This window comes from Streptomyces sp. NPDC030799 (genome assembly GCF_055572255.1).
Genome location: NZ_JBVIDS010000001.1, coordinates 203,431 through 226,059, shown reverse-complemented (window position 1 = coordinate 226,059; position 22,629 = coordinate 203,431). Strand labels below are relative to the sequence as shown.

Sequence of the window (22,629 nt, the reverse complement as noted above, 5' to 3'; positions counted from 1 at the left end):
ACCTGCCCGGTGACCTACAGGTTGCTGAAGTCGGGGCCCTTGGTGCGGGTCCGCTTGATCTCGTAGAAGCCCGGCACCGAGGCGACCGCGAGCGTGCCGTCCCACAGGCGGGCCGCCTCCTCGCCCTTCGGGGCCGGGGTGACCACCGGGCCGAAGAAGGCGATCTGCTCGCCGTCGGGGCCCGGGACCGCGATGACCGGGGTGCCGACGTCCTGGCCGACCTTCTCGATGCCCTCCTTGTGTGAGGCGCGCAGTTCCGTGTCGTAGGTGTCCTTGTCGATGAACCCGATCAGGTCGGCGGGCAGGTCCGCGTCGGCGAGGGCGGCGGCGATGCTGTCGCGGTTCACGCCGAGGCCCTCGTTGTGGAAGCGGGTGCCGAGCGCGGTGTAGAGCCTGCCGACCACCTCGTCGCCGTGCAGCTGCTGGGCCGCGATCGCCACCCGTACCGGCCCCCAGGTCCTGCCCCCGGGCCGCATGTTCTCGGCGTACTCCTCGGGCAGTTCGTCCAGCCTGTTCTCGTTGAGCACCGCCAGGCTCATCACATGCCAGCGGACCTCGATGTCGCGGACCTTCTCCACTTCCAGGACCCAACGGGAGGTCATCCAGGCCCAGGGGCACACCGGGTCGAACCAGAAGTCGACGGGGGTCTTGTCCGACATGTCTCTCCTCAAGGGGAACGCTTTTCCAGGCAAACACCCGTGTCCGCCCGGCCATTCCCCGGTGCTGCCCGTCAGGGGCACATGGCAGGATCGGTGCTGTTCAGCCGTCATCCACGCGATCACAAGGGAGTGCCGCCCGTGCCCGGTGAGAATCTGTCCCGCGACGAGGCCCGGGAGCGGGCCGCTCTGCTGTCCGTCGACGGGTACGACGTGTCCCTGGACCTCAGGTCCGCCGTCGGCGACGGGGACGGCGAGCCGCGCACGTTCCGCTCGGTGACCACGATCCGCTTCCGCTGCAACGAGCCGGGCGCGGCGAGCTTCGCCGATCTGGTCGCGCCGAGCGTGACCGCCGTGTCGCTGAACGGCCGTGACCTGGACCCCAGCGAGGTCTTCGACGGCTCGCGGATCACGCTGGAGGACCTGGCCGCCGAGAACGAGCTGGTGGTGGACGCCCAGTGCGCCTACTCGCGCACCGGCGAGGGCCTGCACCGCTTCGTCGACCCCGAGGACGGCGAGGTGTACCTCTACACCCAGTACGAGCCCGCCGACGCCCGCCGGGTCTTCGCCGACTTCGAGCAGCCGGACCTGAAGGCGCCGTACCGCTTCGAGGTGCGGGCGCCCGAGGGCTGGACGGTGTGGAGCAACGGCGCGGGTGAACTGGCCGACGGCGTGTGGCGGTTCGCGGAGACCAAGCCGATCTCGACGTACATCACCTGTGTGGTGGCGGGCCCGTACCACTACGTCACCGACTCCTACACCCGCAGGTTCGAGGACGGCACCGAGCTGGAGATCCCGCTCGGCGCGATGTGCCGCAAGGGGCTCGCCCCGCACTTCGACGCCGACGACGTCTTCCTGGTCACCAAGCAGGGCCTGGACTTCTTCCACGACCACTTCGACTACCCGTACCCGTTCGGGAAGTACGACCAGGCGTTCGTGCCCGAGTACAACCTGGGCGCGATGGAGAACCCGGGTCTGGTGACCTTCCGCGAGGAGTACATCTTCCGCGGGAAGGTGACGCAGGCGTCGTACGAGGGCCGGGCCAACGTCATCCTGCACGAGATGGCGCACATGTGGTTCGGCGACCTGGTCACCATGGAGTGGTGGGACGACCTGTGGCTGAAGGAGTCCTTCGCGGACTTCATGGGCACCTTCGCGAACGTCGGCGCGACCCGCTTCAAGGACGCGTGGATCACCTTCGCCAACCGCCGCAAGGCCTGGGCGTACCGCGCGGACCAGCTGCCGTCCACGCATCCGATCACGGCGGACATCCGTGACCTGGAGGACGCCAAGCTGAACTTCGACGGCATCACCTACGCCAAGGGCGCCTCGGTGCTCAAGCAGCTGGTGGCGTACGTCGGCCAGGACGCGTTCCTGGAGGGCGCCCGCCGCTACTTCAAGCGCCACGCGTACGGCAACACGCGCCTGGGCGACCTGCTGTCGGTGCTGGGCGAGACCAGCGGCCGGGACATGAGCGCGTGGGCCCGCTCCTGGCTGCAGACCGCCGGGGTCAACTCGCTGACGCCGCAGGTGCTGCTGGACGCGCAGGGCCGGGTGGCCGAGCTGGCGGTGGTGCAGGAGGCGGCCCCCATCGCCCCGGCGGAGCACCCCGAGGAGCGTCCGCACCGGGTCGCGGTGGGCCTGTACCGGCGGACGCCCGAGGGCGCGCTGGAGCGCTACGCGCGCGTGGAGACGGATGTGGAGGGCCCGCGCACGGTCGTCGCGGACCTGGCGGGTGCCGAGGCCCCGGAGCTGGTCCTGGTCAACGACGACGACCTGACGTACTGCAAGATCCGCTTCGACGACGTCTCGCTGGCCACCCTCAAGGAGCACCTGGGCGCGCTGACCGACCCGCTGGCCCGTGCCCTGTGCTGGTCGGCGCTGTGGAACCTGACCCGGGACGCGCTGCTGCCGGCACGGGACTTCGTGGATCTGGTGCTGCGGTTCGCGGGCCGCGAGTCCGACATCGGGGTGCTGCAGATGCTGCACGCGTGGGCGAACTCGGCGCTGGTGCACTATGCGGCGCCGGAGTGGCGGGAGACCGGCGGGGAACTGCTCGCCGAGGGCGCGCTGCGGGAGCTGCGGGCGGCCGGGGCGGGCAGTGAGCACCAGCTGGCCTGGGCCCGTTTCTTCGCGACCGTGGCCTCCGCCGAGCCGGACCTGAAGCTGCTGCGCGAGCTGCTGGACGGCACATCCACGGTCGAGGGCCTGGAGGTGGACCAGGAGCTGCGCTGGGCGTTCCTGGAGCCGCTGGCCGCGCACGGGGTGGCGGACGAGTCGGTGCTGGCGGCCGAGCTGGCCCGCGACGACACGGCGTCCGGCAAGCGGCACCAGGTGCGCTGCCTGGCCGCCCGTCCCTCGGCCGCGGTGAAGGCACAGGCGTGGGCGCAGGTGGTGGAGTCCGACGCCCTCTCCAACGCCCTGGTGGAGGCGACGATCGCGGGCTTCGGCCAGCCCTCGCAGCGGGAGCTGACCGCGCCGTACGCGGAGAAGTACTTCGCGGCGATCGAGCGGCTGTGGCGGGAGCGGTCCATCCAGATCGGCATGGACGTCGTACGCGGCCTGTTCCCGGCGCTGCAGGACCGCCCGGAGACGCTTCGGGCGACGGACGCGTGGCTGGACGCGCACCGGAACGCGGCGCCGGCGCTGCGCCGGCTGGTGCTGGAGGCGCGGGACGACCTGGCGCGGGCGCTGCGCGCCCAGGAGTGCGATGCGACGTCCGTCGGCCACTGAGCCTTGGCCTGAGCTTTCCCGGCCGGTGACCGTTACGAAATTCGGGCAAGAGTAGCCGTAACCCCTGGTCCGCACCCGATCGGACCAGGGGTTTTGCTTCCCTACTCGGCATCCGAACACCTGACCTTTAGTCCCGGCTTGTCCGCATTTCTCGACGGGCGTGTAACAGCGGTTACAGCGGGTACCGGGCGCGGGAATCCCGACGCCATGAACAACACCCCGCTCTCCCCCCGCCCCCTCCGTCACCTCTCCGAGGTCCACCGCCGCGTCCTGACGGCGGCTCAACTCCGGGCCCACGGTGTGACGACGGCCGAGCTGACCGAGCAGTGCCGCCCCGGCGGCCCCTGGCAGCTGCTGCTGCCGAACGTGGTCCTGCTGCACCCCGGACCGCCGACGAGCGAGGAGCGTCTGCACGGGGCGCTGCTGTACGCGGCCCGCGAGTCCACGCCGGGTGTCCCGGCCCAGCCGACGGCGGAGGAACCGCACCGCCCGGTCTACGCGGAGGCGATGATCACGGGCCTGGCCGCCCTCACCCTCCACGGCTTCTCGACCACCCCGCCGCTGCTCTCCCTGGACCACGTCGACGTGCTGGTCCCGCGGCTGCGTCGGCTGCGTTCCGCGGGCTACGTCCGGGTCCTGCGCACGCCCTCGCTGCCCAATCCGCGCGCGGTGACGGGCCTGCCGGTGGCGCCGGTGCCGCGGGCGCTGGCGGACGCGGTGGCGGAGCTGACGGACGCGCAGGCGGTACGGCGGCTGCTGACCGAGGCGGTGCGCGGCGGCCACTGCGAACCCGCCTCGATCGTACGGGAGTTGACCCACGCCAAACTGCTGAACCGCCCCCACGTGGTGGACGCGGTGGACGCGCTCGTGGCGGAGGGCCGCTCGATCGCCGAGGACCGGCTGTACCGGATGGTCACCGAGTACGGGTTGCCCGACCCGGTCTGGAACGTCGACCTGCGCCTGCCCGGCGGCCCGCACCTCGGCGGCGTGGACGCGTACTGGCCCGACCAGGCGGTGGCGGTGGAGCTGGACACCCGCGCGACCCGGCAGGGCCACCAGCAGGACGACGACGCGCTGTGGTCGGAGTACGCCCGCAAGCGCGAGCACCTGGAACGCCTGGGGATCACGGTCGTGTACATCACCCCGAAGAAGCTGCGGGACGGGTTGGAGCAGCAGGCGGCGGTGGTGCGTACCGCCCTGATGGCGTCGGCCGACCGCGACCCGGCCGCCTATGTCGTGGTGCTTCCCCGGTAGTGACGGCCGGGGAGGACACCAGGAGGGGAGAGGAGGGGCCACCGGGCCGCACCGGTGGCCCCTCCTCGTGCGTGCCGCCTCCCGGCAACTTCTGCTGCGCCGCCCGGGTGAGCGTTCACCGGAACGGACCAGCACGGCGGGCGGGGCCGGGCGGGTCCGCGATAGGAGGGGACTCATGAGACAGTCCCGAACAGCGGCGGGTGCCTGCTCCCTCCTCCTGGCGGCTGCCTGCGCCTTCGCCGACCCCGCGACGGCAGAAGTGGCACCCGCGGCCACCGGCTACGTGGCCCTCGGCGACTCCTACTCGGCCGGTGTCGGAGCCGGCGACTACCTGTCCTCCGGCAAGGAGTGCAAGCGCAGCGCCCGGGCGTACCCGGCCCTGTGGGCCGAGGCGCATGCGCCGTCGTCGTTCGCCTTCGCCGCCTGCAACGGCGCCCGGACCACCGACGTCCTCGCCGACCAGCTCGGACACCTCAGCGCGCGCACGGGCCTGGTCACCCTCACCGTCGGCGGCAGCGACTCGGGCTTCGCCGGGGTCATGACGACCTGCGCGCTGGGCGGCGACACCCGGTGCCTGTCCGCCGTCTCCCGGGCCCGCACCTCGATGGACGGGACGCTCGCGCGCAACCTCGACCGTCTCTACACCGCGATCAGGGACCGGGCGCCCGCCGCCCATGTCGTGGTGCTGGGCTATCCGCACCTGTACCACCTGAGGGGCACCTGCCGCATGGGCCTCGCGGACAAGGACCGCGCCGCCGTCAACGGCGCCGTGGACCACCTCAACGAGGTGATCGCCCGAGGCGCCGTCGGCCACGGCTTCACCTTCGCCGATGTCACCGCCGCCTTCGCCGGCCATGAGATCTGCTCGGCCAGCCCCTGGCTGCACGGCGTCGACGTGCCGGCGATCACCGAGTCGTACCACCCCACGGCCCCGGGCCAGTCCCTCGGCTACCTCCCGGTCCTCACCCGGGTGTCCTGACCCGGGTTCCCGGCCGCTACCACGGCTCGGGCAGCGTCGGCAGCTGTGCGGTGCTCATGTGAACGCCGTCCAGCAGCGCGGCGTACGCCGCGATCATGCGCGTCCGGCTGCAGCGCTCGCGACTCGCCGCCAGTGCCGGGGCGAGGCCGGCGCGGCCGGCGACCGCCGCCGTCCAGGCCCGCGCGACGGCGTCGGGGTCCTGCGGGGTCACGAAACCGTGGCCCCGGACGATCTCCGCGCTGTCGCCCACGTCCGTCGTCACGGGCACGGCGCCGCACATCATGCCCTCGATCAGGCACAGCGGCGCCGCCTCCCCCGAGGCGGAGGTCAGCGCGACGACGTCGGCGCCGGCGTAGACGGTCTCCATGTCGCGGCGCACACCGAGCAGGCGAATCCTTTCTGCAAGCTGCCGGTCCGCGCCGAACGCGCCCTCGATGTCGGACCACAGCGCCGGGTTCGTGTCACTCATGCCCGCACCGCACATCAGGACGTGCCCCTCGGGCTCGCGGGCGAGCCAGGCGCGGGCGGCACGCAGGAGGAGCGGGATGTTCTTCATCGGGGCGTAGCGGGCCGCGAAGACGACCACCGGGGCGGCGGCCGGGATGCCCAGGGACACCCGGAACGCCAGCCGGGCCGCCGGGTCCGGGCGGAAGCGGAGCAGGTCGACGCCGTTGGGGATGACATGCAGCAGCCGGCCCGGGATGCCGGCGGCCTCGTAGGCGGCCCGGGTGGACTCGGCGCAGCACACGCACGCGGCCACCGTGCCGTCGGCGATGGCGGCCTTCAGCTCGTCCAGCGCCGGACCCTGGTTCTCCGGGTCCGAGCGGTGCAGGCAGACCACGACCGGGCGGCGGGGCAGACCGGCCCGGTTCAGCAGGGCCAGCGGCTGCTCCTTCAGGGAGAGGATCACATCGGCCCCGGCCATCGCCCGGGCCGTCTCGGCCATCTCGGGCCCGCTGAAAACGTTCGCCGCCAGAGCCCCGTCCACCAGTCCGGCGCTGCGGCCGAGCGAGGTGACGCCGATCCCGTCGGCGGTCAGCGCCCGGTAGCAGGCGTCGTCCTCCATGCGCTGCCGGGTGGCCTCGCGCCGGACCTCGCCGTGGATGCTGAGTACCCGGTGGGACTGGCCGCCCTCGGCCAGTCCCCGTATGACGTCGCTGTGCACGATCCGGGCTCCTCCGGAGAAGAAACCCTCGTAGACCGACAGCACCCGCAGTCCGCGCCCGTGCCGCACGCGACCACCCGCCTTGCATAAATGATCGAGAAGATCGAGCCATCCCCGTCCAAAGCGGGTTAGCCGATATGAGGCGGTACGGACATTGCGTACGGGTTAACACGGAATGTCGTGCATGAAACGGCGGCTAACAGAATTCCCCTTCGATCACGGGGTCCGCGTCCCCCGACCAGTCACCGTTGAAATTCAGCGCCAGGGAATGCCGGCCGTCGGCCGTCGTCACCGCCGCCGAGGCGGAGCCATGGATCCCTCCGCCGTGCCCCCAGACATGAACGCCGCAGGTCAGCCGGGTGTCCATGAGGCCGAGGCCATAGCGCGTGTCCGGGATGCCCTTGGCCTCGACGGTGGTCTTCATTTCCTTCAGCTGCTCGGGCGGCAGCAGCTTTCCGCGGAGCAGGGCGCTGTAGAAGCGGTCGAGGTCGGCGGAGTCCGAGATCATTTCACCCGCGGCGGAGGCGAACGAGGGGTTGAGGGTCGTGACGTCGTACGTCGGGCTGTCCGGATCGGTGAATTTCGAATAGGCACGGCTGCTCGGCCGCGGCACGGTGACCTTCGTACCGGGCAGGGAGGTGGCCCTCAGATGCAGTGGGCCGAGGATGCGGCGCTCGATCTCGGTCGCGTACGGGTGTCCCGTGACCTTCTCGATCACCATGCCCGCCACGACGAAGTTGGTGTTCGAGTAGCGCCAGGACGTGCCCGGCGCGAAGGACGGCTCGTGCCGCATCGCGACCGCCACCAGTTCGCGCGAGCGGACGGTGTCGTAGCGGTGCCGGGCGAAGCCCGCCGGGGTGAAGTAGTCACGGGCGAAGTCCGCGTCCTCGGTGTAGTCGGCGATGCCGCTGGTGTGGTTCAGCAGCTGCCGGACGGTGATGTGCCGGCCGTCGTGACCGTGCCCGTGGACGACGCCGGGCAGCCGCCTGTCCACCGTGTCGTCCAGGGACAGCCGGCCCTCCGCCTCCAGCTGGAGCAGGACGGTGGCGACGAAGGTCTTGGTGATGCTGCCGACGCGGTAGCGGTCGGCGGTGGACCGCGGCTCGCCCGTGCGCAGGTCGCCCACGCCTGCGGTGGCGGACCAGGTGCCGTGGGCGTCCCTCGCGGTGGCGGTCACTCCGGGAACACCGGCCGCGACGGCCGCCTCGACGGCCTTGCGGGTGGCGGTGTGCCCGTCGTCGAAGCGGGCGCCGGTGGCGGCGGCCGGTGCCGCCAGGGCCGCCGAGACGAGCAGGGCGGTGGCGCCCACCAGGGTCGTGCGTACGCGCATGTCTTCCCCCAACCTGGAATGTTCGGTCCGGTCGGGAAGGAGAACCTGCGTCGGATGCGCGAAGGTTGCCGTGCTGTACCCCAGTTGAGTGAATTTCAGCCCTTCTTCAGTACCAGCTCGGTGTTCCGGTCGGCCTCGCTGCCCGCGAGGGTCTTGTTGGCGCCGGGGGCGTTGTAGGCCAGCTCGCGGTAGAGGGCGGCGAGGCCGGTCTGGGACAGGTCGGCGTAGTCGGTGCGGTGCGGGGCGGCGGACTCGATCAGGGTGGTGAACACGGAGATCGTGCCGTCCTTGTTGTCGGCCAGCTCGATGATGCGGGCCAGGTGGGGGTAGTCGATGTGGGAGGCGGTGGAGATCTCCCAGAAGGACCGGCCGCCGAAGCCCTGGTGCGGGGTGATGACGTTCCTGTGGACGTGGCCGTTCACCCAGGCCAGGACACGGGCGTGGGCGGAGAGGACGGAGAGCACCTCGGCGCCGGTGTGCCGCTTCTCACCGGGGCGGGCCGGGTCGGGGCGGGTGTTGTTCATGCTCGTGCTGGTGTGGTGGCTGAAGACGACGGCGTAGGAGTCCTTGTTGTCCTTGAGCGTCCGCTCCAGCCACTTGAGCTGGGCGGTGCCGATCGAGCCGTTGTAGTGGCCGCCGGGATCGGTGGTGTCGAGGCTGATGCCGATGACGTCCTCGGAGATGCGGAAGGCGTAGTACTGGGTGCCCGCGTCGAGGTTCGCCGAGGAGTAGCCGTGGCCGGCCGGGCCGTGGCCCTGGTGGGCGGGGTCCAGGTGGGCCTTGAGGTAGCCGGTCTGGGTGTACGGGGCGCGCCTGTCGTCCGGGGTGACCGAGCGCATGGACCGGGCGTGGGCCTTGAGGAAGTCCCGGTAGCCGGTGCCCTTGGGGTCGGTGGCGTTGTTGATGCTCGCCAGGAGCTTCTTCGCGTCGGCGGCCGGGACATCCATCAGCTTCCTGCCGCCGATGGCCGCCTCGGCGAGGTAGGGGTCGCCGTGGGAGCCGTACGCGCCGAGCGGGAGGGCGTCGTGGTTGCCGACGGTGGAGTACCAGGGCAGATCGAGGCCGGGGCTGTTCACCTCGCGGATCGCGGCGGCCAGGAAGCCCTGCAGGTGCGGGAAGCCGAGCGCCTTGTCGCCGTCGCGGACGGCGGAGCCGGGCTGCCAGTACAGCTTCAGGCCGCTGTTCTGCACGCCCTCGTAGTGCCTGGGGTCTCCGGAGTTGGGGGTGATACGGCCACCGCTCATCACCTTCATGAACCACTCCAGCTCGGAGTGGGCGTTGTTGTCGGTGTTGTCGCCGGTGGTCATGACGAAGTGGAGCGGGGCGCCGGTGACGGGGGCGCCGCGCAGCGCGTTGACCCGCTCGACGAGCGAGACGGCGCCGGGCACGGTGAGCGCCTCGTGCGGGCGCCAGGAGTGCTGGTCGCCCGCGCGCAGGAACTCCCAGCGCAGGGGATGCTGGACGTCCATCAGGTGCAGGTCCGTGAACTGGACGAACGCGGCAAGGGCCGTACGGCGGTCGGCGCGGCCGGACTTGGCGGCGGCCAGCTCGCTGCGCACCACCCGCTTCCAGCCGGGGCCGTCGCCCAGACGCCGGTAGCCGGAGCTGTTCCGGGGCGCGGCGACGGAGGCGAGGGTGGTGCCCCTGGTGTAGGGGGCGGGCGAGGCGGAGGTGGAGACCTTCCGGGAGGCGGCGACGGGCGCCTCGATGGAGGAGGTGGTGGCGCCCTGGCTGTCGGTGGGGCGCAGGGCGTAGCCGACGCCCGCGGAGAGCGAGACGGCTCCGGCGGCGGCGAGGACGGTACGGCGGTTGACCCCCAGAGCGGAGGCGGCGACAGAGCGTATGCGCGACATGGCGCGATCTCCCGGGTGCGAACGCGTCGGCAGTGGTCACGGGCCGTCGCTCGCGCGAACGCCCCGCTCACTGTGGATGCTTGGCACCCGGGATGACCTGCGCGTGAACGCGGCGGCAACGTGCAGCGCCGATCACCGTACGTGGATCACGGGGTACGGGACGCGGTCACGGAGTGGATTGCGCATGGCCGGGGCGCGGTTACTCCTCGTTCATCTCGCGGGGTAGGAGACGGGCTCCGGCGGCGAGATGGCCGTCCGTGGGACGCTCCCGCCACAGCCGCAGCGCGACGTCGACCAGGCGCACCCGGTTCAGGTCCAAGACGGCCGAAAGGTCCTGCCATGCGGCGAAATCGGTGGAGCCGCCGACCTCGTACCGGAGTTCACCGCCGGTGACCTCTCCTTCGTAGAGGAGACGCAGGGCGTGGTGGTCGGTGGCGCGCCGCAGCCCCCGGCGGGCGAAGAGATGGCGCCGCGAGTCCACGCCGAGGAGACCGGTCACCTCGATGCGGTAGCCGGTCTCCTCGGTGACCTCGCGGCGGACCGTGTCGTACGGATCCTCGCCGTGCTCCATGCCGCCGCCGGGCAGCACCCACTCGGGGGTCCCGTCGGGGGATGGTGAACGAGCGAGCAGGATCCGTCCGTCCCGGACGCACACGGCGTAGGCCGCCACCCTCAAGTTCCGTCGCATTCCTGGACGTTAGCGCTCAGGGGCAGGGCGGCCGGAACCCACAGGGCCTCCTGTGCGGCAACCGCGCGAAGGCGTTCCCGGCATTACGCGCGCTCGAAGGAGAGTTGACCCATAGCGGGTTTTCCCTATACCTCCATATCGATTCGGTCAACGGTCACCAAAATTCCGTCCCTTGGGTAAAGCTGAGCGCCCTCGTTCGCTCGCTTCTTCACCTGAGGGATGCCGATGACCGAAATACCCGAGCGCACCCCCCGTCCCAGACGCCTGGCCCGCACAGCCGTCGCCGTGGGCGTGGTGGCCGCCCTGTCCGCGGCCGGGCCGATACCCCTGGCTCTCGCTGCGGACGCTCCCCCCTCCGGTGTCAAGTCCGCCCAGAAAAAGCTGGGTCCGGACGACGCCGGTCTGCTCGCCGAGGCCAAGGCCGACGGCGACAAGAACGTCACGATGATGATCGCGACGGCCCCCGGGCAGACCGAGCAGGTCGCCAAGGAGCTGGACGCGGTCCAGGGCGGCTCGGTGGGCCGTACCTACGACAAGGTCGGCTATGTCCGCGCCACCGTGCCGACGGCCCGGGCGGACTCGGCCATCGCCGCCGCCGCGAAGCTCTCCTCGGTCCACGCCATCGACCTCAAGCAGGAGATACCGCTCGACGACCCGTCCCCGAACGGCACCAAGTCCGGGAGCACGGCGTCCCCTTACCCCGGCCCCGGCAAGGGCACCCCCGCCGCGAACCCGTACAACCCCTCCTTCGAGACCGGTGCCGTCGAGTTCGTCAAGGAGCACCCGAAGGCGGACGGCCGCGGCATCACCATCGGCATCCTCGACTCCGGCGTCGACCTCGGCCACCCGGCCCTGCAGAAGACCACCACCGGCGAGCGGAAGATCGTCGACTGGGTGACCGCGACCGACCCGATCGCCGACGGTGACCAGACCTGGCGTCCGATGGTCACCGCGGTCTCCGGGCCCAGCTTCTCCTACGGCGGCGCGACCTGGACGGCGCCTTCCGGCTCGTACGGGATCAGCACCTTCAAGGAGTCCGCCACCACGGGCGGCGACGAGAAGGGCGACCTGAACCGGGACGGCGACACGACCGACAGCTGGGGCGTGCTGTACGACCCGGCGGCCGGCACGGTCACCGTCGACCTGGACAACAACCACGACTTCACCGACGACACGCCGATGAAGCCGTACAAGGACGGCTACCAGGTCGGTTACTTCGGCACCGACGACCCGAAGACCGACGTGGCCGAGCGGGTGCCGTTCGTCGTGCAGATCCGCAAGGACGTGCCGATGGACCCCTACGGCGGGACCTGGGTCGGCAAGAAGGCGGACTTCGTCAACATCGGGGTCATCGAGTCCGAGCACGGCACGCACGTCGCGGGCATCACGGCCGCCAACGGCCTGTTCGGCGGGAGGATGAACGGCGCTGCCCCGGGCGCGAAGCTCGTCTCCTCGCGCGCCTGCACCTGGACCGGCGGCTGCACCAACGTCGCCCTCACCGAGGGCATGATCGACCTGGTCACCAACCGGGGCGTCGACATCGTCAACATGTCGATCGGCGGCCTGCCGGCCCTGAACGACGGCAACAACGCACGCGCCGAGCTGTACACCCGGCTCATCGACACCTACGGCGTCCAGCTGGTGATCTCCGCGGGCAACTCCGGGCCCGGCGCCAACACCATCGGCGACCCCGGCCTGGCCGACAAGGTGATCTCGGTCGGCGCGGCCGTCTCCAAGGAGACCTGGGCCGCGAACTACGGCTCGGCCGTGGAGAAGAAGTACCAGATGATGCCCTTCTCCTCGCGCGGCCCGCGGGAGGACGGCGGCTTCACCCCGACCCTGGTCGCGCCCGGTGCCGCGATCAACACCACCCAGACCTGGCTGCCCGGCTCCCCGGTGGCCGAGGCGGGCTACTCGCTGCCGGCCGGCTACTCCATGCTCCAGGGCACCTCGATGGCCTCCCCGCAGGCGACGGGAGCGTCCGCGCTGCTGCTGAGCGCCGCCAGGGAGAAGGGCATCGACCTGACGCCCGCCAAGCTGCGCACGGCACTGACCTCGACCGCCGACCACATCAAGGGTGTGCAGGCGTACGAGGAGGGCGCGGGCCGCATCAACATCGTGGACGCGTGGGACGCGATCCGCGACGACGCGACCGCGCACGACTACACCGTGAAGGCCCCGGTCGACACCGCGCTCGACCAGGCGCTGAAGACCCCGGGCTTCGGCACCGGTCTGTACGACCGCGAGGGCGGTCTGAAGGCCGGCCAGAAGAAGACGTACGACGTCACGATCACCCGTACGTCCGGCCCGGACAAGGCCGTTTGGCACACACTGCACTTCGAGAACAACGCGGGTGACACCTTCCGTCTCCTCGGCTCACCCCTGGTGAAGCTGCCGCTGAACCAGCCGGTGACCGTCAAGGTCCAGGCCGCGCCGAGGTCCGCGGGCATCAAGAGCGCGATCCTGGAGGTCGACGACCTGTTCACCGAGGGCGTCGACAAGCAGATCCTGACCACGGTCGTGGTGTCGACCCCGGTCGAGTACACCTACTCCGCGTCGAGTTCGGTGCAGCGCAACAGCACGCAGTCGTACTTCCTGAACGTGCCCGCGGGCGCCAAGTCCCTCGAGGTCGCGATCGGCGGGCTGAAGGACAAGAGCCAGACCCGGTTCATCGCCATCCACCCGTACGGCACCCCGGTGGACAACACCGGCACCCCGTACTGCTACCCGAACTATCTGGACGGCAACGGCTGCAAGCCCGACGTGCGCTCCTACGCCGACCCGCAGCCCGGCGTCTGGGAGGTGGAGGTCGAGTCCCGGCGTACGTCCCCGCTGCTGGACAACCCGTACACGCTGGACGTCTCCGTCCTCGGGGCGGCCTTCGACCCGGCGACGGTGACCGTGCCCGAGGCAAAGGTCGGCACGCCGGCCACCGCCGCCTGGAAGGTCACGAACGCGTACGCGGCCCTGGACGGCAAGCTGGTCGGTGGCCCGCTCGGCTCCGCCAGGACGACCCGCCCGTCCCTCAAGCAGGGCGAGAAGCAGACCACCACGGTGGACGTCCCGGCCGGCGCCAAGTCCCTGGACGTGGCGATCGGCAACGTCTCCGACGCGGCCGCCGACCTCGACCTGACCGTGTACGACGCGAGCGGCAAGCAGGTCGCCCAGTCCGCCGACGGCGACTCGGAGGAGTCGGTGTCCGTGCCGTCCCCGGCCGCCGGGACGTACACCATCGAGGTCGTCGGCTACTCGGTCCCGTCGGGTGCCACCGACTACGACTACCGGGACGTGTTCTTCTCCCCCACGCTCGGCACGGTCACGGTGGACGACTCGGCCCCGGTCGGGCTCGGCACCGGCGACTCCGCCACGGTCACCGGTCAGGTCACGGCCGCCGCCGAGGCACCGGCCGGCCGTGAGTTCTTCGGCCGGGTCCAGCTGGTGAATGCGCGCGGCACGGTCGCGGGCGTCGGCAGCGTGAAGATCGGCAAGGTCACGCCGTAACGGGCGGGTCAGGCTGAGGGGCGGGTGTCCGGGGGGACACCCGCCCCTCTTCGTCACGGGGGCGGGCCGCCCACGCCGGGACGGCGTCCACCGGCCGTGCTCATGCGTCGCCGTGCCACAGAGGTGTACGTCACACCGCCGTGTGGCCGCGAGCCGGACGGGCAGGGACGGGACAGCACAGCTTGCGGCCCGGGCGCCCAGCGGAGGGAATATCTCCAGCTCAGCGCGGTGTCCGACGGACACAGGGAACCGTCCGGCGGGTGATCGTGTCCCACTCTTCGGGCACGCACCGCAAAGAATTGGACAGGTGGACCGGGGTCGGCCGCATGATGGAAAAGCCCCGGTCATGCACGAGACACAAAGAGGGAGTCACTGTGAGGGTCGGAATCGTCGGAGCCACCGGTCAGGTCGGCACGGTCATGCGCAGGATCCTCACGGAACGCGACTTCCCGGTGACGCAGCTGCGCCTGTTCGCCTCGGCCCGCTCGGCCGGGACCGTGCTGGACGGGGTGACGGTGGAGGACGCGGCGACCGCCGACTACACCGGCCTGGACATCGTGCTCTTCTCCGCCGGCGGCGCGACCTCCAAGGCGCTGGCCGAAAAGGTCGCCTCCCAGGGCGCCGTGGTGATCGACAACTCCTCCGCCTGGCGCCGGGACCCGGACGTCCCCCTGGTGGTCTCCGAGGTGAACCCGCACGCGGTCGCCGACCGCCCCAAGGGCATCATCGCCAACCCGAACTGCACGACGATGGCCGCGATGCCGGTCCTGAAGCCGCTGCACGAGGAAGCGGGCCTCGAAGCGCTCGTCGTCGCCACGTACCAGGCGGTGTCCGGTTCGGGTCTCGCGGGCGTGGCCGAGCTGCACGGCCAGGTGCAGAAGGTCGCCGCCGAGGCCGACAAGCTCACCCACGACGGCCGGGCGGTCGACTTCCCCGAGCCGAACGTCTACCAGCGCACCATCGCCTTCAACGTGCTCCCGCTGGCGGGCTCGATCGTCGACGACGGTCTGCACGAGACCGACGAGGAGCAGAAGCTGCGCAACGAGTCCCGCAAGATCCTGGAGATCCCCGCCCTGAAGGTCTCCGGCACGTGTGTGCGCGTCCCGGTCTTCTCCGGCCACTCCCTCCAGGTCAACGCCCGTTTCGCCCGCCCGGTCAGCCCGGAGCGCGCGACCGAGCTGCTCGCGAAGGCGCCGGGCGTCGCCCTGTCCGACATCCCGACCCCGCTGCAGGCGGCCGGCCAGGACCCGTCGTACGTCGGCCGCATCCGCCGTGACGAGACGGTGGACAACGGCCTCGCCCTGTTCATCTCCAACGACAACCTCCGCAAGGGCGCCGCGCTGAACGCGGTCCAGATCGCGGAGCTGGTGGCGGCGGAGCTGTCCGCGAAGTAGGTCGTCCGCGACCAAGGGGCGGTCACGGTCACGTGGCCGCCCCTTGCGCACGCCGGCCCCGGTCCCGCCGCACCTCGTACAGAAAGCACCCGTACTCGACCGCCCGCACATGCACCACCGCCACCTCCGGATCGCTGAAGGCGTCCGTGAAGGCGTCCGCGAAGGTGTCCGTGAAGGCCCCCCCGTCGCGGTTCTCCGCGGGCTCCACCAGGCGGCCGCCCAGGATCCGGCCGTCGGCTGCATAGCGGCGCAGTACGCGGTGAGCGTTCGTGAAGGGCAGGGCGGCGGTGCCGGACGGGCCCGGGCAGTCCTCCGCGTGGATGAAGACCGGGCCCTGCTCGTCGTACGCGCCGGGAGCGGCGCCCGTCTCGGCGGCCCAGCGGCGCAGCGGCGCGTACGAGACCAGGGCGATCGTCTCGCCGGGCTCACTGCGGCGCAGGCAGCAGCGCAGCGGGGCGCCGCCCTCCGCGTCGGTGAAGGGGCTCATGGGGCGCCCGGCGTCATCGGCGGCCCGCAGCTCCTTCAGGACCCGGGGCGGGACGGGGCGCGGGGTGTGTGTCGTCGTCATGGGTCCAGCGTCCTGCCGCGGCGCCCCGCTGACCGGCGGGAACCGGACATCGCGTTCCCTATGGGTCCCATGGAAGGATGGCGGAACCGACACATAACGAGGAGATGACCGCGTGCCTGGCACAAACCTGACTCGCGAAGAGGCGCAGCAGCGGGCCGAGCTGCTCACCGTTGACTCGTACGAGATCGATCTCGACCTCTCCGGTGCGCAGGAGGGCGGCACCTACCGGTCCGTGACCACGGTGCGCTTCGACGTCGCCCGCACGGGCGCGGAGTCGTTCATCGACCTGGTGGCACCGGCCGTCCACGAGGTGGTCCTCAACGGCGACCAGCTGGACCCCGCCGAGGTCTTCAAGGACTCGCGGATCGCCCTGCCGGGGCTGCTGGAGGGGCGCAACGTCCTGCGCGTCGTCGCGGACTGCGCCTACACCAACACCGGCGAGGGTCTGCACCGCTTCGTCGACCCCGTCGACGAGCAGGCCTACCTCTACACCCAGTTCGAGGTCCCGGATGCCCGCCGCGTCTTCGCCTCCTTCGAGCAGCCGGACCTGAAGGCCACCTTCCAGTTCACCGTGAAGGCGCCCGAGGGCTGGACGGTGATCTCGAACTCGCCGACGCCCGAGCCCAAGGACAACGTCTGGGCGTTCGAGCCGACCCCGCGCATCTCGTCGTACATCACGGCGCTGATCGTCGGCCCCTACCACTCGGTGCACAGCGTGTACGAGAAGGACGGGCAGAGCGTGCCGCTGGGCATCTACTGCCGTCCGTCCCTCGCCGAGTTCCTGGACTCGGACGCGATCTTCGAGGTGACCCGGCAGGGCTTCGACTGGTTCCAGGAGAAGTTCGACTACGCGTACCCCTTCGCGAAGTACGACCAGCTGTTCGTGCCGGAGTTCAACGCGGGCGCGATGGAGAACGCGGGTGCGGTGACCATCCGGGACCAGTACGTCTTCCGGTCCAAGGTGACCGACGCGGCGTACGAGGTGCGGGCCGAGACCATCCTGCACGAGCTGGCCCACATGTGGTTCGGCGACCTCGTCACGATGGAGTGGTGGAACGACCTGTGGCTGAACGAGTCGTTCGCCACCTACACCTCCATCGCCTGCCAGGCCGCCGCGCCCGGCTCCCGCTGGCCGCACTCGTGGACCACGTTCGCCAACTCGATGAAGACGTGGGCGTACCGGCAGGACCAGCTGCCGTCCACGCACCCGATCATGGCGGACATCCGCGACCTGGACGACGTCCTCGTCAACTTCGACGGCATCACGTACGCCAAGGGCGCGAGCGTGCTGAAGCAGCTCGTCGCGTACGTCGGCGAGGACGAGTTCTTCAAGGGCGTGCAGGCGTACTTCAAGGCGCATGCGTTCGGCAACACGCGCCTGTCCGACCTGCTCGGGGCGCTGGAGGAGACCTCCGGACGTGATCTGAAGACGTGGTCGAAGAAGTGGCTGCAGACGGCGGGCATCAACGTCCTCCGCCCGGAGCTCCAGACGGACGCCGAGGGTGTCATCACCTCCTTCGCCGTCCGCCAGGAGGCCCCGGAGCTGCCCGCCGGCGCCAAGGGCGAGCCGGTCCTGCGCCCGCACCGCATCGCGATCGGCCTCTACGACCTCGACGCCGGCTCCGGCAAGCTGGTGCGCACCGAGCGCATCGAGCTGGACGTCGACGGTGAGCTGACGGCCGTGCCGCAGCTGACGGGCAAGCGCCGCCCGGCGGTCGTCCTGCTCAACGACGACGACCTGTCGTACGCCAAGGTCCGGCTGGACGAGGAGTCGCTGAAGACGGTCACCGAGCACCTCGGCGACTTCGAGCAGTCCCTGCCGCGCGCCCTGTGCTGGGCGTCGGCCTGGGACATGACCCGCGACGGGGAGCTGGCCACCCGCGACTACCTGTCCCTGGTGCTGTCCGGCATCGCCAAGGAGTCGGACATCGGTGTCGTCCAGTCGCTGCACCGCCAGGTCAAGCTCGCCATCGACCTGTACGCCGACCCGGCCGCCCGCGAGTCGCTGCTGACCCGCTGGACCGACGCCACGCTGGCCCACCTGCGTGCGGCCGAGCCGGCGAGCGACCACCAGCTGGCCTGGGCCCGTGCCTTCGCGGCGACCGCCCGCACCCCCGAGCAGCTGGACCTGCTGGAGGCGCTGCTGGACGGCACCCAGACCGTCGAGGGCCTGGCCGTGGACACCGAGCTGCGCTGGGCGTTCGTGGAGCGGCTGGCGGCGGTCGGCCGCTTCGACGAGGCGGAGATCGCGGCCGAGTACGAGCGGGACAAGACCGCGGCCGGTGAGCGGCACGCGGCCACCGCCCGCGCGGCCCGCCCGACGACGGAGGCCAAGGCGGAGGCCTGGGCCTCGGTCGTCGACTCCGACAAGCTGCCGAACGCCGTGCAGGAGGCCGTGATCGGCGGCTTCGTCCAGACCGACCAGCGCGAGCTGCTCGCGCCGTACGCGGACCGCTACTTCGAGGTCGTCAAGGACATCTGGGACGCGCGCTCGCACGAGATCGCCCAGCAGATCGCCATCGGCCTCTACCCGGCGGTCCAGGTCTCCGAGGAGACCCTGGCCAAGACGGACGCCTGGCTGGCCGCAGCCGAGCCGAACGCGGCCCTGCGCCGCCTGGTCTCGGAGTCCCGCGCGGGCATCGAACGCGCGCTGAAGGCCCAGGCGGCGGACGCCGCGACGGCCGAGTAGTCACGCCCCCGAGGGGCGCCCGGCAGCACGCCGGGCGCCCCTTTCGCGTCCTGGTCACTGCCCTGGTCACGGCGGGTCGTCTCGGTGAGTTCCCGTACGCGTTCAGTCCGGCGTGACCCGGGCCCCGGCCGCCGCCCGTAGCGCTTCGAGTACGTGTGCCACCGCCCGCCCCGTCTCCCCGCCCCTGCGCACCGCCGCCGTCACATGCCGCACCGGGCCGTCCGGGCCGAGGTCGCGCATGAGGACGCCGGCCCGGCGGACCGCCGCCATCCGTGGGACCAGGGCCACCCCCATGCCCGCCTCCACCATGGCCAGGATCGCGGTCCAGCCGGAGGCCGAGTGGCCCTGGTGGGGGCTGAAGCCGGCCGCCTCGCAGGCGCGGCGGGTGATGTCGGACCAGGGGCCGCTGCCGCCGAAGATCCAGGGTTCGGCGGCCAGGTCGGTGAGGGTCGGGGCGGGGGCCGTGGCCAGGGGGTGGCCGGGGGGCAGGGCGATGTCCAGGGGGTCGGTGAGCAGGGGGACCCGGGTGAAGCGGGGATCGGCCGCGCTGGGCGCCGACGCCGCGAGGGACAGGGCCAGGTCGACCTCTCCGGCGGCCAGCAGGTCGTAGGCCTCGGCGGCCTCCGCCTCCCGTATGCGGACGGTCACCCCGGGGTGCGTGTCGCGCAGGGCCCGTACGGCCGGTACGACCAGGGCGGGGACCGCGGTGGAGAAGGCGCCCACCCGCACCTCCCCCGCCTCCCCCTGGCGGTACGCCGCCAACGCCGCCTCCGTACGCTCCAGTTGCTCGAAGACCGGCTCGGCGTGGACCAGCACCAGGCGCGCCGCGTCGGTGAGCCGGACCCCGCGGCCCCGCGCCTCCAGCAGGGGTACGCCCAGCTGCCGGGCGAGGTTGGTGAGCTGCTGGGAGACCGCGGACGGGGTCATGTGCAGGGCCTCGGCCGTCGCGGTCACCGTCCCGCGCTCGCGCAGGGTGCGCAGGATCTGCAGCTTCCGGATGTCCCACTCGGCCATGCGGGCACGCTACCTGCCGGTCTCCCGTGCGACCGGATTCACCGTGCTCCAGTCCTCCTTGCCGCGCCCCTCGGCCAGCGCCGTGGAGAAGAGGCTGAGCACGCCGTCGAGGAGGGGATGGTGGCGCTGTCCCGTCGCGTCGGCCATGCGGGCCGCGTAGGCGAGGTCCTTGTGGGCCCACTCGGCCGAGAAGTTGACGGGCTCGGGCGGAGTGAGGTGACTGTCCCAGGCGAGCCGGGTGACCACGCCTCCGGGGCGGTCCATCAGGGCCTCGCCGACCTGGCGCGTGTCCAGGCCCGCCGCCTCGGCCAGCCGCAGTGCCTCGCCGAAGCCGGCCAGGTGGACGGCCTGGAGGGCGTTGAGGATGAGCTTGAAGCGGGTGCCCGCGCCGGCCGGCCCGAAGTGCCGTACGTCCCGGGCGATCGCGTCGAACACGGGCCGCAGCGCGGGCAGTCCGTCCGGGTCGCCGCCCGCGAGGAGCACCAGGGTGCCGGTGCGGGCCCCGGCGGCGCCCCCGGTGAGCGGCATGTCGTAGAAGGTACGGCCGCCCTGCGCGCAGAGCCCGGCCAGTTCCTCGATCCAGGCGACCGACAGCGTGGCGGAGGCGATGAGTACGGCGTTGCGGCGGGCGCCGGCCAGGATGCCGGCCTGGCCCTGCCACACCTCGCGGGAGGAGGCGTCGTCGGCGGTCACCTCGAAGACGACGTCGGCGTGGGACGCGGCCTCGGCGGGAGTGGCCGCCACCCGCGCGCCCGCGTCGGCCAGTTCGGCGGCCCGCTGCGGGCTGCGGTTCCAGACGGTCACGGTGTGCCCGTGCTTCAGCAGGTTCTCGGCCATGCCCCGGCCCATGATGCCGAGCCCCACCACGGCGACCTCTGCCATCTCCGGCTCCTCACATTCGGTCATGTCGTTCGGTGTCCCCCAGTCTGCGCGGCGGACCCCGCCCCGGGGACACCCGCCGAAGAGGGGCCCTGGCAGGGCCCCGCACCGGCACCGCCGTGATCGTCATACTCGGTGGGTGGACATCGACAAGGCACCGGGACTGGGCGAGTTCCTGCGGATACGGCGGGCCAGGGTCACGCCCGAGCAGGCCGGGCTGCCGGCCACCACCGGCCGGCGGCGCACGGCGGGCCTGCGCCGGGAGGAGGTGGCGCTGCTCGCGGGCGTGAGCATCGAGTACTACCGGCGGCTGGAGCAGGGCAAGCAGCACCGGCCGGGGCCCGCCGTACTGGAGGCGGTGGCCCGGGTGCTGCGGCTGGACGAGGACGAGCGACGGCACCTGTTCGAGCTGGCGCAGGCCCCCGACACCCCGGCACGCTCCGGGGCCCCGGAGCGTGCGCTGCGCCCGGACGTGCTGCGCATGCTCGACATCGTCGACCCCTGTCCGGCGTACGTCCTCAGCCGCGCGAACGACCTGCTCGCCGCCAACCCGCGCGGCCTGCGGCTGCTCCCGGGCATCGAGGAGTGGCCCGGGCCGCGCCGCAACACCGCCCGCTACACCTTCCTGCACCCGGCCGCGCGCCGGCTGTACGGCAACTGGGAGGAGGTCGCCGCGGCCACCGTCGCCCATCTGCGCGCGGCGGCCGGCCGTCATCCGGACGCGCCGGACGTCACCGGCGTGGTCGGCGAACTGGTCGTCAAGAGCGAGGAGTTCGCCGCTCTGTGGCAGCGGTACGAGGTGCGCAGCCGGACCAACGGCCGCAAGCACTTCACCCATCCCGCCACCGGCACCATGACCTTGAGCTACGAGGCGTACGAGGTCGCCCGCACCGACGGCCACCGGCTGATCGTGTACCAGGCCGAGCCGGGCAGCCCGGACCACGACGCCATGATCCTGCTGGGACACGCCGGCAACACCGCCGCCGTCAGCGCCGGGAGCCGGCGCCCAGGATGACCCCGCCCAGGATCAGCGCGGTCGACAGCAGCTGCGGCAGGCCCGTCGTCTCGCCGAGCACGGCCCAGGACAGCAGGGCCACACAGACCGGCTGAAGGTGGTAGACGATGCCCGCACGGGTCGCGCCGATCAGGGCGACGGCCTTGTTCCAGGCGAAGAAGGCGAGCGCGGAGGAGGCCACGCCGACATAGAGGAGGGGCAGGACCGTGCCGGGGGTGGGGTGGAAGGACCCCTGCACGGTCACACTCACCGCCTGTGCGGGCAGCAGCAGGACCGTGCCGGTCAGGAACGTGGCGAACAGGAAGCCGGTGCCCGAGAGCCCGGCGGGCCGGCGGCGCAGCAGTGCGCTGTAACCGGCGAAGCAGCAGGCCGCGGCGATCATCCACAGGTCGCCGGGCGAGAAGTCCGCTCCGCCGCCGAGCAGCAGGGCCACGCCCGCGCAGGCGATGAGCAGCCCGGTGGTGCGCCGCGCGCCGAGCCGTACGCCGCCCAGCCGTTCGCAGACCGCCATCAGCACCGGCGAGGCGGCCATGATCATGCCCATGGTGGCGGCGGGGGTGGTCAGTCCGGCCTGGTTGACGAGGGTGTTGTAGACGGCCACGCCGAGGAGGGAGGCGAGCAGAATGTAGCGGGCGTGACGGCGCAGCAGGGCCCGCCGGCGCCAGGCCTCCCGCGCACCGAAGGGCGCTACGGCGAGGAGGGCGATCACCCAGCGCCAGAAGGCGTGCTGGACGGGCGGGACGCTGTCGTGCAGGCCGCGTGAGGTGACGAAGCTGCCCGACCAGACGACCGTGGCGAGCGCGGCGCAGGCGAGGCCGAGCAGGGGGGCGGCGGCCTGGCGCGGGCGGCGGGCGGCGGCCGGGGCGACGGTGGTGGGAGTCCGGTGCGGGACGGCTGTCACAGAGGTCCTT

At 71.8% G+C, this 22,629-nt stretch carries 16 protein-coding genes; 7 read left to right on the top strand and 9 right to left on the bottom strand.

All coding sequences use genetic code 11. The annotated features are described in order from the left end of the window. Positions 1-14: 14 nt before the first annotated feature. Positions 15-659, bottom strand: a complete 645-nt coding sequence (locus ACZ41I_RS00965) for a mycothiol-dependent nitroreductase Rv2466c family protein (RefSeq protein ID WP_399768999.1) — start codon at positions 657-659, stop codon at positions 15-17. A 138-nt stretch (positions 660-797) separates the two neighbouring features. Here ACZ41I_RS00965 and pepN (ACZ41I_RS00960) point away from each other — a divergent pair, with 138 nt between their 5' ends. From pepN (ACZ41I_RS00960) to ACZ41I_RS00950, 3 genes are all read left to right on the top strand, one after another. Continuing rightward, positions 798-3,389, top strand: coding sequence for an aminopeptidase N (gene pepN, locus ACZ41I_RS00960; protein ID WP_468512872.1), 2,592 nt, complete (start codon positions 798-800; stop codon positions 3,387-3,389). Between the two features lie 207 nt (positions 3,390-3,596). Then, positions 3,597-4,643, top strand: coding sequence for a hypothetical protein (locus tag ACZ41I_RS00955; RefSeq protein ID WP_468319619.1), 1,047 nt, complete (start codon positions 3,597-3,599; stop codon positions 4,641-4,643). Positions 4,644-4,818: 175 nt separating this feature from the next. Next, positions 4,819-5,622 carry an SGNH/GDSL hydrolase family protein gene (locus ACZ41I_RS00950; protein WP_468512871.1) on the top strand — a complete coding sequence of 268 codons (804 nt, stop codon included), beginning with the start codon at positions 4,819-4,821 and terminating at the stop codon, positions 5,620-5,622. A 16-nt stretch (positions 5,623-5,638) separates the two neighbouring features. On the opposite strand, the gene ACZ41I_RS00945 is transcribed toward ACZ41I_RS00950, so the two are convergent. The 4 genes from ACZ41I_RS00945 to ACZ41I_RS00930 all read right to left on the bottom strand — a co-directional run bounded on the left by ACZ41I_RS00945 (position 5,639) and on the right by ACZ41I_RS00930 (position 10,658). After that, a complete protein-coding gene (locus ACZ41I_RS00945) occupies positions 5,639-6,832 on the bottom strand; it encodes a glycosyltransferase (protein ID WP_468513069.1) in 1,194 nt (397 codons plus the stop codon). A gap of 151 nt (positions 6,833-6,983) precedes the next feature. Then, complete coding sequence (locus ACZ41I_RS00940) at positions 6,984-8,117, bottom strand: serine hydrolase domain-containing protein (RefSeq protein WP_468512870.1); 1,134 nt, start codon at positions 8,115-8,117, stop codon at positions 6,984-6,986. A gap of 95 nt (positions 8,118-8,212) precedes the next feature. Next, positions 8,213-9,970 (bottom strand): TIGR03767 family metallophosphoesterase, encoded by a 1,758-nt coding sequence (locus tag ACZ41I_RS00935; protein WP_468512869.1) that lies wholly within the window; start codon positions 9,968-9,970, stop codon positions 8,213-8,215. Positions 9,971-10,169: 199 nt separating this feature from the next. Continuing rightward, complete coding sequence (locus tag ACZ41I_RS00930) at positions 10,170-10,658, bottom strand: NUDIX hydrolase (protein ID WP_468319627.1); 489 nt, start codon at positions 10,656-10,658, stop codon at positions 10,170-10,172. A gap of 225 nt (positions 10,659-10,883) precedes the next feature. On the opposite strand from ACZ41I_RS00930, the gene ACZ41I_RS00925 reads away from it, so the two are divergent. After that, positions 10,884-14,159, top strand: coding sequence for a S8 family serine peptidase (locus ACZ41I_RS00925; protein ID WP_468512868.1), 3,276 nt, complete (start codon positions 10,884-10,886; stop codon positions 14,157-14,159). A 374-nt stretch (positions 14,160-14,533) separates the two neighbouring features. Beyond that, entirely contained in the window at positions 14,534-15,553 is a 1,020-nt protein-coding gene (locus tag ACZ41I_RS00920) for an aspartate-semialdehyde dehydrogenase (RefSeq protein WP_399768984.1), read from the top strand. A gap of 28 nt (positions 15,554-15,581) precedes the next feature. On the opposite strand, the gene ACZ41I_RS00915 is transcribed toward ACZ41I_RS00920, so the two are convergent. Further along, the gene (locus tag ACZ41I_RS00915) at positions 15,582-16,121 is read right to left on the bottom strand and encodes a DUF1203 domain-containing protein (protein WP_468512867.1); all 540 of its coding nucleotides are present in this window, start codon (positions 16,119-16,121) and stop codon (positions 15,582-15,584) included. A 112-nt stretch (positions 16,122-16,233) separates the two neighbouring features. Between ACZ41I_RS00915 and pepN (ACZ41I_RS00910) the strand changes: the two genes are divergently transcribed. After that, positions 16,234-18,810, top strand: a complete 2,577-nt coding sequence (pepN, locus tag ACZ41I_RS00910) for an aminopeptidase N (RefSeq protein WP_468319633.1) — start codon at positions 16,234-16,236, stop codon at positions 18,808-18,810. A gap of 102 nt (positions 18,811-18,912) precedes the next feature. Here the strand turns inward: pepN (ACZ41I_RS00910) and ACZ41I_RS00905 are convergent, their stop codons facing one another. Together ACZ41I_RS00905 and ACZ41I_RS00900 are read right to left on the bottom strand one after the other, a co-directional pair. Further along, on the bottom strand, positions 18,913-19,824 hold the full coding sequence (locus ACZ41I_RS00905; RefSeq protein WP_468512866.1) for a LysR family transcriptional regulator: 912 nt from the start codon (positions 19,822-19,824) through the stop codon (positions 18,913-18,915). A 9-nt stretch (positions 19,825-19,833) separates the two neighbouring features. Further along, positions 19,834-20,802, bottom strand: coding sequence for an NAD(P)-dependent oxidoreductase (locus ACZ41I_RS00900; RefSeq protein ID WP_468513068.1), 969 nt, complete (start codon positions 20,800-20,802; stop codon positions 19,834-19,836). Between the two features lie 40 nt (positions 20,803-20,842). Here ACZ41I_RS00900 and ACZ41I_RS00895 point away from each other — a divergent pair, with 40 nt between their 5' ends. Further along, complete coding sequence (locus ACZ41I_RS00895; RefSeq protein ID WP_468512865.1) at positions 20,843-21,718, top strand: helix-turn-helix transcriptional regulator; 876 nt, start codon at positions 20,843-20,845, stop codon at positions 21,716-21,718. On the opposite strand, the gene ACZ41I_RS00890 is transcribed toward ACZ41I_RS00895, so the two are convergent. Beyond that, positions 21,690-22,619 carry a DMT family transporter gene (locus ACZ41I_RS00890; protein ID WP_468319635.1) on the bottom strand — a complete coding sequence of 310 codons (930 nt, stop codon included), beginning with the start codon at positions 22,617-22,619 and terminating at the stop codon, positions 21,690-21,692. The two genes, ACZ41I_RS00895 and ACZ41I_RS00890, sit on opposite strands and share 29 nt — an antisense overlap. Between the last annotated feature and the right edge of the window lie 10 nt (positions 22,620-22,629).

Bases quoted from the DNA above. Each gene is read 5' to 3' on its own strand.
- ACZ41I_RS00965 (WP_399768999.1), bottom strand. From the start codon at position 659: ATGTCGGACAAGACCCCCGTCGACTTCTGGTTCGACCCGGTGTGCCCC.
- ACZ41I_RS00955 (WP_468319619.1), top strand. From the start codon at position 3,597: ATGAACAACACCCCGCTCTCCCCCCGCCCCCTCCGTCACCTCTCCGAG.
- ACZ41I_RS00950 (WP_468512871.1), top strand. From the start codon at position 4,819: ATGAGACAGTCCCGAACAGCGGCGGGTGCCTGCTCCCTCCTCCTGGCG.
- ACZ41I_RS00940 (WP_468512870.1), bottom strand. From the start codon at position 8,117: ATGCGCGTACGCACGACCCTGGTGGGCGCCACCGCCCTGCTCGTCTCG.
- ACZ41I_RS00935 (WP_468512869.1), bottom strand. From the start codon at position 9,970: ATGTCGCGCATACGCTCTGTCGCCGCCTCCGCTCTGGGGGTCAACCGC.
- ACZ41I_RS00930 (WP_468319627.1), bottom strand. From the start codon at position 10,658: ATGCGACGGAACTTGAGGGTGGCGGCCTACGCCGTGTGCGTCCGGGAC.
- ACZ41I_RS00925 (WP_468512868.1), top strand. From the start codon at position 10,884: ATGACCGAAATACCCGAGCGCACCCCCCGTCCCAGACGCCTGGCCCGC.
- ACZ41I_RS00915 (WP_468512867.1), bottom strand. From the start codon at position 16,121: ATGACGACGACACACACCCCGCGCCCCGTCCCGCCCCGGGTCCTGAAG.
- ACZ41I_RS00905 (WP_468512866.1), bottom strand. From the start codon at position 19,824: ATGGCCGAGTGGGACATCCGGAAGCTGCAGATCCTGCGCACCCTGCGC.